13 protein-coding genes are annotated in these 13970 nt (G+C 72.6%); 5 read left to right on the forward strand and 8 right to left on the reverse strand.

All coding sequences use genetic code 11. The features are described from left to right. The 3 genes from grpE (AB0F62_RS00005) to AB0F62_RS00015 form a co-directional block, all read left to right on the forward strand. Positions 1–604, forward strand: a 604-nt coding sequence (gene grpE / locus AB0F62_RS00005; RefSeq protein WP_361789979.1) for a nucleotide exchange factor GrpE, incomplete at its 5' end; no start/stop codon positions are given. A gap of 33 nt (positions 605–637) precedes the next feature. After that, the gene (gene dnaJ, locus AB0F62_RS00010) at positions 638–1813 is read left to right on the forward strand and encodes a molecular chaperone DnaJ (protein WP_361789982.1); all 1176 of its coding nucleotides are present in this window, start codon (positions 638–640) and stop codon (positions 1811–1813) included. 4 nt (positions 1814–1817) lie between these two features. Next, the gene (locus tag AB0F62_RS00015; protein WP_361789985.1) at positions 1818–2282 is read left to right on the forward strand and encodes a helix-turn-helix domain-containing protein; all 465 of its coding nucleotides are present in this window, start codon (positions 1818–1820) and stop codon (positions 2280–2282) included. Positions 2283–2296: 14 nt separating this feature from the next. Here the strand turns inward: AB0F62_RS00015 and AB0F62_RS00020 are convergent, their stop codons facing one another. The 3 genes from AB0F62_RS00020 to AB0F62_RS00030 form a co-directional block, all read right to left on the reverse strand. Beyond that, positions 2297–2866, reverse strand: coding sequence for a hypothetical protein (locus AB0F62_RS00020; protein WP_361789988.1), 570 nt, complete (start codon positions 2864–2866; stop codon positions 2297–2299). Beyond that, complete coding sequence (locus AB0F62_RS00025; RefSeq protein WP_361789991.1) at positions 2863–4062, reverse strand: ImmA/IrrE family metallo-endopeptidase; 1200 nt, start codon at positions 4060–4062, stop codon at positions 2863–2865. The genes AB0F62_RS00020 and AB0F62_RS00025 overlap by 4 nt, the downstream gene beginning before the upstream one ends. 66 nt (positions 4063–4128) lie before the next feature. After that, positions 4129–6150, reverse strand: coding sequence for a PA14 domain-containing protein (locus tag AB0F62_RS00030; RefSeq protein ID WP_361789994.1), 2022 nt, complete (start codon positions 6148–6150; stop codon positions 4129–4131). Positions 6151–6316: 166 nt separating this feature from the next. Here AB0F62_RS00030 and AB0F62_RS00035 point away from each other — a divergent pair, with 166 nt between their 5' ends. Further along, the gene (locus tag AB0F62_RS00035) at positions 6317–6781 is read left to right on the forward strand and encodes a hypothetical protein (RefSeq protein WP_361789997.1); all 465 of its coding nucleotides are present in this window, start codon (positions 6317–6319) and stop codon (positions 6779–6781) included. Here AB0F62_RS00035 and AB0F62_RS00040 read toward each other — a convergent pair. The 5 genes from AB0F62_RS00040 to AB0F62_RS00060 form a co-directional block, all read right to left on the reverse strand. Next, positions 6739–7035, reverse strand: coding sequence for an NIPSNAP family protein (locus AB0F62_RS00040; protein ID WP_361790000.1), 297 nt, complete (start codon positions 7033–7035; stop codon positions 6739–6741). The genes AB0F62_RS00035 and AB0F62_RS00040 overlap by 43 nt on opposite strands. Positions 7036–7110: 75 nt before the next feature. Next, positions 7111–7848 carry a nucleotide exchange factor GrpE gene (grpE, locus tag AB0F62_RS00045; RefSeq protein ID WP_361790003.1) on the reverse strand — a complete coding sequence of 246 codons (738 nt, stop codon included), beginning with the start codon at positions 7846–7848 and terminating at the stop codon, positions 7111–7113. After that, on the reverse strand, positions 7845–8987 hold the full coding sequence (locus AB0F62_RS00050) for a tetratricopeptide repeat protein (RefSeq protein ID WP_361790006.1): 1143 nt from the start codon (positions 8985–8987) through the stop codon (positions 7845–7847). The genes grpE (AB0F62_RS00045) and AB0F62_RS00050 overlap by 4 nt, the downstream gene beginning before the upstream one ends. Before the next feature lie 22 nt (positions 8988–9009). Then, a complete protein-coding gene (locus tag AB0F62_RS00055; protein ID WP_361790009.1) occupies positions 9010–10605 on the reverse strand; it encodes an Hsp70 family protein in 1596 nt (531 codons plus the stop codon). Positions 10606–10717: 112 nt separating this feature from the next. Then, positions 10718–11122 (reverse strand): TIGR03618 family F420-dependent PPOX class oxidoreductase, encoded by a 405-nt coding sequence (locus AB0F62_RS00060; protein WP_361790012.1) that lies wholly within the window; start codon positions 11120–11122, stop codon positions 10718–10720. A 172-nt stretch (positions 11123–11294) separates the two neighbouring features. On the opposite strand from AB0F62_RS00060, the gene clpB reads away from it, so the two are divergent. Continuing rightward, positions 11295–13892, forward strand: a complete 2598-nt coding sequence (gene clpB, locus AB0F62_RS00065) for an ATP-dependent chaperone ClpB (RefSeq protein WP_361790015.1) — start codon at positions 11295–11297, stop codon at positions 13890–13892. Positions 13893–13970 lie beyond the last annotated feature (78 nt).

A 13970-nucleotide genomic window follows, 5' to 3' on the forward strand; every position in this document is an offset into this window, starting at 1 on the left:
GCCGGGGGAGTCCCCCGGCGCCGCGGGGCCCGGCGCCGGGTCCGCCGACCAGGCGGGCCCGGCGGCCCCGGCCGGGGACGCGAACGCAGGCGTGGCTCTGCAGGCGCAGCTGGATCAGGTGCGTACGGCGCTCGGTGAGCGCACGGCGGATCTGCAGCGGCTCCAGGCGGAGTACCAGAACTACCGCCGCCGGGTGGAGCGGGACCGGATCGCGGTCCGCGAGATCGCGATCGCGAACCTGCTCACCGAACTGCTCCCGGTGCTCGACGACATCGGCCGCGCCCGGGACCACAAGGAGCTGGTCGGCGGGTTCAAGTCGGTCGGCGAGTCCCTGGAGACGGTCGCGGCCAAGATGGGCCTGCAGCAGTTCGGCAAGGAGGGCGAGCCCTTCGACCCGCTGGTGCACGAGGCCTTGATGCACAGTTACTCGCCGGACGTCACACAGACGACCTGCGTGCAGATCCTGCAGCCCGGGTATCGCATCGGTGAACGCACCATCCGCCCCGCGCGGGTGGCCGTCGCCGAACCCCAGCCGGGTTCGCAGGGCACGCAGAAGAACGACGACACGGCGGACGAGGAGAACGGTGGCCCCGAGCAGGGCTGACGTGGGTAACGCAGGGAAGGAGGGACGCCGCGGATGAGCATCAGCAGGGATTTGTTCGAGAAGGATCTCTACAAGGTCCTCGGCGTTCCCAAGGACGCCACCGAGGCGGAGATCAAGAAGGCGTACCGGAAGCTCGCCCGCGAGTTCCACCCGGACGCCAACAAGGGCGACGCCAAGGCCGAGGAGCGCTTCAAGGAGATCTCCGAGGCCAATGACGTCCTGTCGGACCCCAAGCGCCGCAAGGAGTACGACGAGGGCCGCGCCCTCTTCGGCAACGGCGGCTTCCGCACCGGTCCGGCCGGTGCGGGCGGGTTCGGCTTCGACCTCGGTGACCTCTTCGGTGGCGCTCCCGGCGGCACCACCCAGGGCGGCGGCTTCGGCGGCGGTCTCGGGGACGTGTTCGGCGGGCTGTTCAACCGCGGCGGCGGTACGACCCGTACGCAGCCGCGGCGCGGCCAGGACATCGAGACCGAGGTGACGCTGAAGTTCACCGAGGCGGTGGACGGCGCCACCGTGCCGCTGAAGATGACCAGCCAGGCCGCCTGCAAGGCATGTTCCGGCACCGGTGACAAGAACGGCACGCCCCGGGTGTGCCCGACCTGCGTCGGCACCGGCCAGGTCTCGCGCGGCGGCAGCGGCAGTTTCTCGCTCACCGACCCCTGTGCGGACTGCAAGGGCCGCGGCCTGATCGCGCAGGACCCCTGCGAGGTCTGCAACGGCAGCGGCCGGGCCCGCTCGGCGCGCACCATGCAGGTGCGCATCCCGGCGGGTGTCACGGACGGGCAGCGCATCCGGCTGCGCGGCAAGGGCGCCCCGGGCGAGCGCGGCGGCCCGGGCGGCGACCTGTACGTCACCGTGCACGTCGACGCGCACCCGGTCTTCGGGCGCAAGGGCGACAACCTCACCGTCACCGTGCCGGTCACCTTCGTGGAGGCGGCGCTGGGCGGGGAGATCAAGGTCCCGACGCTCGGCGGTCCCGCCGTGACGCTCAAGCTGCCGGCCGGCACGCCCAACGGGCGCACGCTGCGGGCCCGCGGCAAGGGCGCGGTCCGCAAGGACGGCACGCGGGGGGATCTGCTGGTCACCGTCGAGGTCGCCGTCCCGTCGGCGACCGAGGGAAAGGCGCTGGACGCCCTGGAGGCGTACCGAGTGGCGACCGCGGACACCGATCCGCGGGAAGAGCTGTTCAAGGCCGCGAAGGGAGTCTGAGCCGATGAACACGAGCGGTGGAATGCGTGGCGGACGGGGCCGCAACCCGTACGAGCTGACCGACGAATCCCCCGTCTACGTGATCTCGGTGGCGGCCCAGCTCTCGGGTCTGCATCCGCAGACCCTGCGCCAGTACGACCGCCTCGGCCTGGTCTCCCCGGACCGCACGGCCGGGCGCGGCCGCCGCTATTCGGCTCGTGACATCGAACTCCTGCGCGAGGTCCAGCGCCTCTCCCAGGACGAGGGCATCAACCTGGCCGGCATCAAGCGCATCATCGAGCTGGAGAACCAGGTGGCGGCCCTGCAGTCGCGGGTCGCCGAGCTGTCCGCGGCCCTGGAGGGCGCGGCGGCGGCGATGCAGCAGCGCGAGGCGGCCGTCCACGCCTCGTACCGGCGTGACCTGGTGCCGTATCAGGACGTCCAGCAGACCTCCGCGCTGGTGGTGTGGCGGCCCAAGCGGCCGGAGTGAGCGGGGCGTAGGCCCTACGGCCCCGAGGGGCCTCGGGGCCCCGAGGGCCTCAGATCCTCGGGCCCCTGCGACACGCGGTGCAGGAAGCGCCCCGAGGCGACCATCGCGTGCAGCAGGAGGTGGCCCTCCGCCGCGGGGACGAGCCCTTCGGCGCAGGCGTCCCGCATCAGGTCGAAGGTCTCCTTGGTGGTGATGCCGCGCCGGCGCGCGAAGTCACGGGCCGAGCGGTCGTCGGTGATCCAGACGGAGCCCCGGAACTCGCGGCGCCGGGTGATCAGCACGCAGGTCTCGGCCTCGCCGAGATGCCTGGTCGGCGCGTGGGACGGGCCGCCGAAGACCGCGCGGCGCAGCCGGTCGACCTCCCGGAGCTCGGCGGTGTCGGTGATCTCCACGGGCTCGCCGAGCCAGCCGGCCTCGGCCAGCCCGTCCAGCCGCGGCAGGAAGCGCGCGGAACGGGCTGCCTCCCAGGCCACCGCCTGGGTCCAGCGGCCGCGCCCGTCCAGCACCTTCTCCAGCAGGAGCAGCCGGTCGACGGCCGCGAAGTTGCACAGCACGGTGTTGTCGGGGAACCACCAGGTGGTCATGGCTGGAAGACCGGATCCCCTTCTTCCGCGTCCTGCTGTTCGAAGCCGTTGCCCGGGGTCGGCTCGGGGGCCAGGAGGCCGTGCAGCCGCTCCACGTCCGTACCGAGCAGCGCGGCCAGCGGGCGCAGGGTCGTCTCCCCCGCCAGATACGCCTTGTACAGCTCCGACGCGACGCGCGGCGGGAAGCGTTCCGCCGAGGCCCGGGAGGCCTGCTTCTGGTAGTCGTCGCCGGCACCCGTCAGCAGGTGGCAGGCTTCCGTGGTGAGGACGCGTAGCCGCCTGCGGCGTGCGGCGTCGATCAGCCCCAGCTGGTGGAGCCGGGCGGCGAGCGCGCTGGGCGACACCCGGAAGCGCACGACCAGCCGCTCGAAGACGGCGTCCGAGAGCCCGTCCTGCGCCGTCGCGGCCTCCGCCGTTGCGCCCTCCGCAGCCGCAGCCGCAGCCGCGGCCTCTGTCAGCTCCCGCGCGGGCATCAGCAGATGCGAGGCGAAGACATTGGCCCGGACCTCGGCCAGGTCCTTCTGCCGGCCGGGGGCGACGCGGGACTCCAGGATCACGCTCCGCGCGTCCTTGGCGAGGATGTGGCAGAGCTCGTGCGCGAGGGTGAAGCGCTGCCGCGTCCACAGGTCGGTGGGCGCGAGGAGGACGAGGCGGAAGGCGTCGGCCTGCCAGGCCAGGCCGTCCACACCCTGGGGAAGCCCGGTGATGGCGACGTCCACGCCGAAACGGTCCTCCAGCGCCGCGATCAGTTCGTCCGTCGCCATCTCCGCGACCCGCAGGCGCTCCCGGGCCTCGGCCGCCAGCCGCTCGCCCTGCGCCGCGTAGCGGTCCAGGGCCGGGTCGGGCTCCGGGACCTCGGGCAACGGCGCGGCGCGGCCCAGCAGTTCGAGCACCTCGTACGCGGTCGCGAACCGCGCGGTGACCTCCTGTGCCCCCGCCGAATCGGCGGAGGTGTCGCCTCGCGTGCGGGCCGCGAGCGCGGGACGCAGCGGCTCGGCGCCGGTCAGCAGCCAGTCCACGGTCGTGCCGCCGGCCTCCGCGATCAGCGCCAGGTCGAGCGAGGTGAAGCGGCGTACCCCGCTCAGCGACTTCGACAGCTTGTCGGGCGTGAGCCCGACCGACCGGGCGAAGGCGGCCTTGGTCATCGCCGCCGCGTCCATCACGGTGCGTACGCGTTCGATGACACATGGGTCCATGTCCACAGAGTAAGGCGGGCCTTGCGATTATCGCAAGGCCCGCCCTTTTCCGGCTGTCCCGGGGCGTTACGGTGTCACGATCGCGTAGGCCCCTCCGGGCAGCGACTCCGTTCCGTCCGCGTACACGGCGCGCACCCAGTAGAAGTGGGTGGTGCCGCGGGCGGCGGTGGTGTCGGTCCAGGCGGTGCCGGTGACCGGCTCCGGGGTGACGCTCTCGTACCGGCCGGTGTCGCGGTCCCAGCGGTAGACGAGGTAACCGACGGCGTCGGCCACGTCCTTCCACCCCAGCCGCACGCCGTCGCTGACGTCGTAGGCGGTCAAGTCGACCGGGGAACCCTCGGGGGTCCCGACGGACGGGGTGAGGTCGAGCTCGGTGAACTCCACCACATTGGTGTCGCGTTCCAAGAGGAAGAGGGAGTTGCCCCAGGTGTCCTGCGCGTCGACGAAGTAGCAGCCCTTCTCGCCGTCGGGCAGCCGCTCGGCGAGGTACTCGGTGGTGCCCGGGCTCAGCCACTCGACCGCGTGGGGGTCGTAGCAGACCCGCCCTTCCTCGTCCTCGTACAGCTCACCGCGGTAGACCGTGTAACGGGCGAGGTCCGGCTCGGTGTTGGGGTCCCAGTGCAGGCGCACCCCGTACTCGGTCGGCACAACGGTCAGACCGGCGACCTTGGCCGGGGGCTCCTCGTCGCCGGGGAAGGTGACGGCGGCCTCGCCGGAGAGGGGTGACTCGAGCCCGTCGGCGGTCTGGGTGACGGCGTAGTGGTACGTCACGCCGCGCCGCAGGGATGCGCTGTCGGTGCAGCTGAACTGGGCGGTGTCCCCGCCGAGTTCGCCCTCCCCGCGGATGGCGCAGTTCAGGGCGGTCGCGGTGGCCGGGTCCACCGGAGAGGTGGTCGAGCGGTACACCGTGTACGACCCGACGGCCTGTTCCCTGGGAAGGTTCCAGGTCACCTTGACGGCGATGACGCTCCCGGAGGCGATCGCCGCCACGTTGCGGGGCGCGTCCGGCCGGATCGCCAGCGGGGCCGCACTCGCGGCCGCCGACCTGCCGGAGATATTCGTGGCGGCGTCCATCGCGATGAGCGTGTAGAAGTACTGGGTCCTGGTGGCGACCTTGGTGTCCGTGTACGACGGGGCGGCAACGGTGCCGAGGAGCGTCCACGGGCCGTCCGCCGACGTGGACCGGTACACCTGGTACGCCGACGTGTCCGCGTTCGGGCTCCAGGTGAGCGTGTAGCCCCTGCCGTCGGCGGTCGCCGCGGCCTTCAGGCCGGTCGGCGCGGCCGGGGCCTGTTCGTCGATCGACGTGACGGTGACCGCGGCCGACAGGCCCGAGTCGTTGCCGGCCTTGTCGACGGCGGAGACCGCGTAGGAGTACGTGGCCCCCGTGGCCGCCGGCAGGTCGCGGTAGCCCGTGGTGGTGACGAGGGCGCTGCCGCTGATCCGCGTCCAGGCGCCCGTGCCCGTACGGCGGTGCACCCGGTACCCCGCGAGGTCCAGTTCCGCGCCCCGCGTCCACGCGAGCGTGAACGCGTGGCCGGTGGCCGGGGCCTTGAGACCGGTGGGTGCCAGCGGCTTCGTCTTGTCCACGGATGCCGTTGTGCGCGGCGCGTAGGTGAACTTGACGTTGGCGCTGCCCTTGAACGCGGCGAAGTCGACGCGGAGGGTGTGCTTGCCCTTGGGGATCGTGAGGTTGAGCGTCTTGTTCCGGGTGGTGGAGACGTCCTTCCACAGGTCGATCTTGCGGGTGCCGTCGAGGTAGACGCGGATGCCGTCACGGGCGGCGGCGGTGAAGGTGAAGGGCCCGCCGGAGCCGAAGTCGCGGGTGAGGCTCCAGCGGACGCCGAAGTTGTCCTTCGGCAGGGTGACGCCGGCGGGGTCCCCGGTGCCGTAGTTCTCGTTGATCGAGGTGTCGCAGGCGGTCTTCTTCGGGGTGCCCTTGAAGGTGGTGTTGGCGTAGTAGGACGCCAGCCAGACCCCGGTGGAGCAGGTGGTCGCCGCGTGGGCGGTGCCGGCGGGCACCGCGAATCCGGTGGCGGCCGTGGCGAGCGCGAGCGCGGTGGCGCGGGCGCGTATGGATGCGGTCAAAGATCCCTCCCTGAGGGGCAAGATCCTGACAGGCACCGAACACCCGTGCCAAGTCGATTCGGGTGCTCGTGATCAGGCCGTGCCGTACCGGTCCGGTGTCCGCCGAAGGGGTGGCCGTGCGGGGCGGGGCGGGCGTGTGGGTCGCGTGGTGGGGAACACGCCCCGTATGCCGCACAGAGGCGTGGAAGCCGGAGTCGTCGTGGGGCTGGCCGCGGGGACGGTGGCCGGTGCGGTGCCGCTCGGGACGAACGGGGGCGCCGCGGGTCTGGACGTGGCGCTGGCGACGGTGGCGATGTGGGCCGGGCTGCGGCTGGGGGCGCGTCGCGAGGGGCCCTGGTGGATCGCCGGGCTGATGGCGCTGGTCCTGGTGAGCGTGGGGCTCGCGGCGTACGGGGACGTGGGCGTGCCGCGGTACGCGGGGCTGGTGCCGGTCCCGGTCGTGGCGGCGCTGCTGGTGGTGGGCGGCGCCGGATCCGCGTGGTCCCGGCGCCGGGAGATGGGCGTCGCGGGTGCGGCGGTCGGCGCGGGCGCGCTGGTGGCCGCCGCGTGGCTGCCGGTCTGGGCGGCGGCCGTGCTGTGGGCCGTGGCTCAGGCCGGTTCGACCTCGCGGACCTCGCTGTCCACGAGGTAGTCCTCGGGCTGCAGCGGCATCCGCTCCCGTTCGGGGCTGTTCCAGTACCGGGCGTTGGCCGCGGCGAAGCCGTCCGCCCCCTCGTAGGCGATCAGCCAGACGAACCGGCTGCGCTCGCGGTCCACCCAGGCCGGCCCCATGTCGAAGCCGTGGGCCCGGCGCAGCGGCACGATCTCCGCGTGCCACAGGGCGAGCCAGGCGTCGAGCATCTCGGGCCTGATGGTGTACGTCCGCAGCTGAGTGGTCCTGGGCAATCCGGGGCTCCCTGGTTCCTCGGGGTCATCGGGGTCTTCGGGCTTCTGGGTCCTGGGGCTTCGCGCTCTTCGCGCTCATTCGGCCGTGTGCACGCGGACCTGCTGGGGGCGGATGACGCGGTCCCCCATGCGGTAGCCGTGGCGCACGACCTCGGCGACGTCGCCGGCGAGCTCCGGCCGGGGCGCGGGGACGGTGCCCACGGCCTCCTGGAGCGCGGGGTCGAAGCGCCCGGCGGTGACCGGGATGCGGGTCATGCCGTACTTCTCCAGGACGGTCAGCAGCTCGGCGCCGACCGAGTCGGCGAAGCCTCCGTCGAGGCCGAGGTGCCGGTCGATCCGGTCCAGGAGCAGGACGAGGTCGTAGAGCAACGGCTGCACCAGCCGGCCCTCCGCGGCCTTGCGTGCGTGGTCGAGTTCGGCGCGCAGTTCGTCCAGTCCGCGCCGCTGCTCGCGGTCGTTGAGCAGCCGGCGGCGGAACTGGTCGCCGAGCGCGGCCATCTCCTCGCGCAGACCGTCGACGGCGTCGGCGACCACGGCGAAGGGGTCCGGCGCGGGTTCCGCCGTGGCCTGCGGGCCGGGTTGCGGACCGGGTTGCGGACCGGGTTGCGGGGCGGCGTCCGCGGGGGGTTCGGGCGCGGGGGCGGTCCCGGCCGACCGGGACGTTTCCGCGGGCCGGGGCGGCTCGGCGGGCTGCGGTGGCACGGCCGGTACCGCCGGTACCGGCGGACCGGGCGGACCGGGCGGACCCAGTGGCGCGGGCGGACCGGGCGGCAGGGGCGGGGCCTGCGGCGGCTGCGGCGGAGGGGTGCTCATGCGCGGCTCCAGGACTGCTGCGGCGAGTTGAGGAGGTGCCGGGGGAGGGAGGCGCGGGTGTGCCACCAGCGCGGCTTGAAGCCGATCCACACGACGAGCGCGACGGCCGCCGCCGCCACGAGCAGGGTGTAGGCGGTCCCGATGGGCAGGAACACCGCGATGGCGGCGGGGACGACCACCCAGGCCATGGCCTTGTGCCACCGCCAGGTCTTGCCCAGGGACTCGCGGGCCAGCCCCCGGTAGAACTCCAGCCGTCCCACCAGGTCGGGGTCGGCCGGGCGTACGGCCAGGCCCTGGTCGACGCAGTGCAGGATGCGCCGCGCGTCCTCCTCGGATGCGACGACCAGCCGCCGGCTGGCCGGGTGGGTGATCATCGCGCTCTCGGCGCGCAACGACCAGATGCGGCTGATCTGGTCGCGCAGCCCCGGGTGCCGGGGGCTGTGGGCGAGGGCCTTCTCGTACCAGGTCAGGGCGTCGTCGAAGCGGGAGGAGGCGTACAGGCCGTCGCCGATGGCGAGTTCGGTCTCCAGGTCGCCCGGCGCCAGCTCGGCGGCCGTCAGATACCAGGTGAGGGCCGTGTGGTGATCGCCGAGCGCGGTGTGGACGGTGCCGATGCGGAAGTGGCTCGCGGCGTCGTCCGGCTCCAGTTCCAGCGCCCGGCGGTGCTCGTGCAGGGCGTCCTGATAGGCGCCGAGGTCCTGGTGGACGACGCCCAGCAGCCCCCAGGCGTAGGCGTTGCGGTCGTCGTGGTGCACGGCCTGGCGGAGCTCGTACTCGGCGGCCTGGAGGTCGCCGTCCTCGATGTTCCGCTCGGCGATGCCCACCCAGTCGCGCACGGTGCCGCCCGGGGCGGGCCGGCCGGACTCCGGGTCCAGGGGCCCCGGCCCCTTCGTGCGGGACCGGGCCAGCCGCCGGTCGTACAGGGCGCGGGCCGAGGGGTCGGTGAGCGCCCTGCGGGCCTCCAGGACGCGTCGCACCTTGTCCTCGGCCGCGCGGCGCTTGTCGGCGGTCGGGGCCTTGCTCGCCTTCCCCGCCCAGCTGCGGTGCTCGCGGTCGAGTTTTCTGCCGATCTCCTCGGCGGAGTCGCCGGCGCCGATCCCGAACTCGGCGTAGTAGTCGGGTACGTCGGTCGTGGTCATGGGGCGTCGGCTCCCGCTCCGGTCAGAGGGCCGCGGTGCGGGACACGCGGTCGCTGAGCTCCGCCAGTTCCTCGCCCCCCAGGTTGTCGGGGCGCTCGACCTCGAACTCGCCGAGCCACTCGCCGGAGGTCAGGTCCTTGACCTCGACGTGGATGATGCCGTCCACGTCGTAGGCGTAGAAGACCTCGAAGGGCGCGCCCTTGGCGTACGGAGGGATCTTCAGGGTGCTCTCGCCGACGACCTTCACGTAGTCCAGGTCCTCGCCCTCGCCCTCGGTGACCTGGACGCGCAGCGCGGTCTGGCGCGCCCTGATCGTGTAGAAGGTGTCGCTCTTCTTCGCGGGCACCGTGGTGTTGTGCGGGATGATCACCGCGTTGTACTCGGGCGCGCCGGGGGCGTCGTCGTGCACGGCGACCATCCCGAGGGACTGCGAGGTGACGTCCTTGATGGACGTGACCCTGCCCTTGGTGAGCCGGGCGAGGCCGTCGCCGGGGGAGGACTCCACGTGGGCGCCGCTGCCGAGGTACTTCTTCCGCTCCGCGGCCTGCTCGGCGCGGACCTCGGCGTCCAGGGCGATCAGCGCGGCCCCCAGGGCCACCACCTCGTCCTGGTTGACGCCGCGTTCCGCGGCCTTCCCGGACAGCCCCTCCACCAGGGCGGGGACCTGCGGCATCCGGGTGGAACCGCCGACGAGCAGCACCTTGTCGATGTCGTCCCAGGTGAGTCCGGACTCCTCCAGGACGCCCTCGGTGAGGATGCGCGTGCGGTCCAGCAGTTCCGCGGTGAGCTCGTCGAACTTCTCGCGGGTGACGCGAATCTGCTCGTGGCGGCCGCCGGCCGAGAGCATGACGACGGCCTGCGGGGCGTTGGACAGCGTGCGCTTGGCGATCTCCGCCTTGTCGCGCAGTTCGGCGAGGGTGGCGGTGTCGTCGGTGAGGTCGGGGCCGCCGGCCGCCATGAAGGCGCCGTTGAGGTGCTCCATCAGCGCGCCGTCCCAGTCGAAGCCGCCGAGGTTGCGGTCGCCGTCGGTGGCGATGACGTCGTACTCGCCGTCCTCGACCCTCATCACGGTGACGTCGAAGGTGCCGCCGCCGAGGTCGTAGACGAGGACGGTGCCGACCCGCTCGTCCTCGTCCCGGTCCAGGCCGTACGCGAGGGCGGCCGCGGTCGGCTCGTTGACGATCCGCAGCACCTCCAGGCCGGCGATCCGGCCGGCGTCCTGGGTGGCCTTGCGGCGGGCGTCGTCGAAGTAGGCGGGGACGGTGATCACGGCGCGCTCGACGGACTCGCCGAGCATCATCTCGGCGTCCTCCTTGAGCCGCTTGAGGATCAGCGCGGAGATCTCCTCGGGACGGAACGGGGTGCCGGACTCCGAGGTGTAGACGGGGGTGGGCTCGCCCATGTAGCGCTTGACGAACTGCACCACGTGGTCCGGGGCGGTGGCCGCGGACCGCTTCGCCTGCGATCCGACGACCACGATGCCGCCCTGGAACATCACGACGGACGGGGTGATGTTCTCGCCCTCGCGATTGCGGACGATGGACGCGGTGCCGGTCCGGTCCGCCACCGCGACCGCGGAGTACGTCGTGCCCAGATCGATTCCCACAACCCGTGCCACAGCCGGGCACCTCCCCGTAGCCGTACGTCGCCCGAATCATCCGGAGCGTCAATCATGCAGCACGCAGGGGTGTTTGCGGGATGGGATCGGCAGGGCCGCACGGCCGCGGGGCTCAGGCGCGGCCCATGGCGCGGGTCAGCGCGATCTCGACGACGACCCGGTCGGGGTTGGGGGCGGGGGTGCGGCCGTAGCGATCGGCGTAGCGCCGGACGGCGTCGGCGACGGCGTCCGGGTCGGTGTTGATCCGGGCCACGCCCTCCAGCGTCGCCCACCGCCCCTTGTCGACCTGGCACACGGCGACCCGGGCGCCGTCCGCGCCGGCGGCCAGGATGTGGGCGACCTTGCGGCTCGCCTTGTTGGTGATCACGCGGGCGAGCCCGGCCTCCGGGTCGTACGTCACGCCAACCGGCACGACGTGCGGGGTGCCGTCGGCGCGGTGGGTGGTGAGGGTGCTCATGAGGTACTCCCGCCAGAAGGCGAGGTAGCCGGGGTCGGGGGAGCGCGGGTCGATGGCCATGGCACCGACGGTACCGGGGTGAGCGGGGGGTGCGGCCGGGCCGTACCCGTGGGGAGGGCACCCCGCGCCGCGCTCCCGCCTTGGAAAGCAACCTTGAGTGGAATAGACTCAACTTGTCTTACGCTGGAAAAGGCAGCTTCGATGGTGGGCCGAGAAGGAGGAGTACGCGCACGTGGATGCCGAGCTGACCAACAAGAGCCGGGAGGCCCTGAACGCCGCCAACACCAAGGCGGTCTCGACCGGGCATGCGGATCTGACCCCCGCGCACCTGCTGCTGGCGCTGCTGGAGCAGCCGGAGAACGACAGCGTGCTGGACGTCCTCGCGGCCACCGGCGCGGACGCCGCCGCCGTGCGGTCCGGGGCCGAGCGCCTGCTGGGCGGGCTGCCCAGCGTCCAGGGGAGCACGGTGGCGCCGCCGCAGGCGAACCGCGACCTGCTCGCCGTGATCGCCGACGCGGCGGGGCGCGCGAAGGAACTCGGGGACGCGTACGTGTCCACCGAGCATCTGCTCATCGGCATCGCCCTCAAGGGCGGCGCGGCCGGTGAGCTGCTGAAGCAGTACGGTGCGACCGGCAGCAGGCTGCAGGACGCCTTCGAGCAGATCAGGGGAGGTCAGCGCGTGACGACACCCGACCCCGAGGGCACGTACAAGGCGCTGGAGAAGTACGGCACGGACTTCACCGCGGCGGCCCGCGAGGGCAAGCTCGACCCGGTCATCGGCCGGGACAACGAGATCCGGCGCGTGGTGCAGGTGCTGTCCCGGCGCACCAAGAACAACCCGGTGCTCATCGGAGAGCCCGGCGTCGGCAAGACCGCCGTCGTCGAGGGCCTGGCCCAGCGCATCGTCAAGGGCGACGTGCCCGAGAGCCTGCGCAACAAGCGCCTGGTCGCCCTCGACCTGGGCGCGATGGTCGCCGGCGCCAAGTACCGCGGCGAGTTCGAGGAGCGGCTGAAGGCCGTCCTGGCGGAGATCAAGGCCAGCGACGGCCGGATCATCACCTTCATCGACGAGCTGCACACCGTGGTCGGCGCGGGCGCCGGCGGCGACTCCGCCATGGACGCGGGCAACATGCTCAAGCCGATGCTGGCCCGCGGCGAGCTGCGCATGGTCGGCGCGACCACCCTCGACGAGTACCGCGAGCGGATCGAGAAGGACCCGGCCCTGGAGCGCCGCTTCCAGCAGGTGCTGGTGGCCGAGCCGAGCGTCGAGGACACCATCGCGATCCTGCGCGGACTCAAGGGGCGCTACGAGGCGCACCACAAGGTGCAGATCGCCGACGCCGCGCTGGTCGCGGCCGCGACCCTCTCCGACCGCTACATCACCGCCCGCTTCCTGCCCGACAAGGCCATCGACCTGGTGGACGAGTCGGCCTCCCGGCTGCGCATGGAGATCGACTCCTCGCCCGTCGAGATCGACGAGCTGCAGCGCTCCGTCGACCGGCTGCGCATGGAGGAGATGGCGCTGGAGAAGGAGACCGACGAGGCCTCCAAGCAGCGCCTGGAGAAGCTCCGCAAGGACCTCGCCGACAAGGACGAGCAGCTGCGCGGTCTGACCGCCCGCTGGCAGAAGGAGAAGGAGGGCCTGAACCGGGTCGGCGAGCTCAAGGAGCGCCTGGACGACCTGACCACCCGGATCGAGCGCGCCCAGCGCGACGGCGACTTCGAGGCCGCGTCCAAGCTGCTGTACGGCGAGAAGCCGAAGCTGGAGGCGGAGCTGGCCGAGGCCACCGAGGCCGAGGAGGTGGCCAAGCGGGAGACCATGGTCAAGGAGGAGGTCGGCCCGGACGACGTCGCCGACGTGGTCGCCGCCTGGACCGGCATCCCGGCCGGCCGCCTGATGGAGGGCGAGACCCAGAAGCTGCTGCGCATGGAGGACGAACTCGGCAAGCGCCTGATCGGCCAGGGCGAGGCCGTGCGCGCGGTCTCCGACGCGGTGCGCCGCTCACGCTCCGGCATCGCCGACCCCGACCGCCCCACCGGCTCGTTCCTCTTCCTCGGCCCGACCGGTGTCGGCAAGACGGAGCTGGCCAAGGCGCTCGCGGACTTCCTCTTCGACGACGAGCGGGCGATGGTCCGCATCGACATGAGCGAGTACGGCGAGAAGCACTCCGTCGCCCGCCTGGTCGGTGCCCCGCCCGGCTACGTCGGCTACGAGGAGGGCGGCCAGCTGACCGAGGCGGTGCGCCGCCGCCCGTACTCCGTGGTGCTGCTGGACGAGGTGGAGAAGGCCCACCCCGAGGTCTTCGACATCCTGCTCCAGGTGCTCGACGACGGCCGGCTCACCGACGGCCAGGGCCGCACGGTGGACTTCCGCAACACCATTCTCATCCTCACCTCCAACCTCGGCAGCCAGTACCTGGTCGACCCTGTGCTCGGCGACGAGCAGAAGAAGGAGAGCGTGCTGGAGACGGTGCGGGCGTCCTTCAAGCCCGAGTTCCTCAACCGGCTCGACGACATCGTGGTCTTCACCGCGCTGAACAAGGACGAGCTGCGCCGCATCGCCCGGCTGCAGACCGACCGCCTCGCGGCCCGGCTGCGCGACCGGCGGATCGTCCTCGACGTCACCGACGGGGCCCTGGACTGGCTCGCCGAGGAGGGCAACGACCCCGCCTACGGCGCCCGTCCGCTGCGCCGCCTGGTGCAGACCGCCATCGGCGACCAGCTGGCCAGGGAGATCCTGGCCGGGGAGGTCAGGGACGGCGACACGGTGCGGGTCGACCGGGCCGGCGACCGGCTGCTGGTCGGCACCGCCACCGGCAAGACCCTCTGAGGCCTCCCGCGGGAATCCCACGCGAATGGGGCACGGCGGGCCGCGCTTGCACGGAGCGGCCCGCCGTGAGGGAGGATG

Source organism: Streptomyces sp. NPDC026673 (assembly GCF_040638135.1).
Classification (GTDB): domain Bacteria; phylum Actinomycetota; class Actinomycetes; order Streptomycetales; family Streptomycetaceae; genus Actinacidiphila.

What these genes read in the sequence shown, in the direction of transcription:
- dnaJ (WP_361789982.1), top strand. Translation starts at nt 638, where the DNA reads ATGAGCATCAGCAGGGATTTGTTCGAGAAGGATCTCTACAAGGTCCTC.
- AB0F62_RS00015 (WP_361789985.1), top strand. Translation starts at nt 1,818, where the DNA reads ATGAACACGAGCGGTGGAATGCGTGGCGGACGGGGCCGCAACCCGTAC.
- AB0F62_RS00020 (WP_361789988.1), bottom strand. Translation starts at nt 2,866, where the DNA reads ATGACCACCTGGTGGTTCCCCGACAACACCGTGCTGTGCAACTTCGCG.
- AB0F62_RS00025 (WP_361789991.1), bottom strand. Translation starts at nt 4,062, where the DNA reads ATGGACCCATGTGTCATCGAACGCGTACGCACCGTGATGGACGCGGCG.
- AB0F62_RS00035 (WP_361789997.1), top strand. Translation starts at nt 6,317, where the DNA reads ATGCCGCACAGAGGCGTGGAAGCCGGAGTCGTCGTGGGGCTGGCCGCG.
- grpE (WP_361790003.1), bottom strand. Translation starts at nt 7,848, where the DNA reads ATGAGCACCCCTCCGCCGCAGCCGCCGCAGGCCCCGCCCCTGCCGCCC.
- AB0F62_RS00050 (WP_361790006.1), bottom strand. Translation starts at nt 8,987, where the DNA reads ATGACCACGACCGACGTACCCGACTACTACGCCGAGTTCGGGATCGGC.
- AB0F62_RS00060 (WP_361790012.1), bottom strand. Translation starts at nt 11,122, where the DNA reads ATGGCCATCGACCCGCGCTCCCCCGACCCCGGCTACCTCGCCTTCTGG.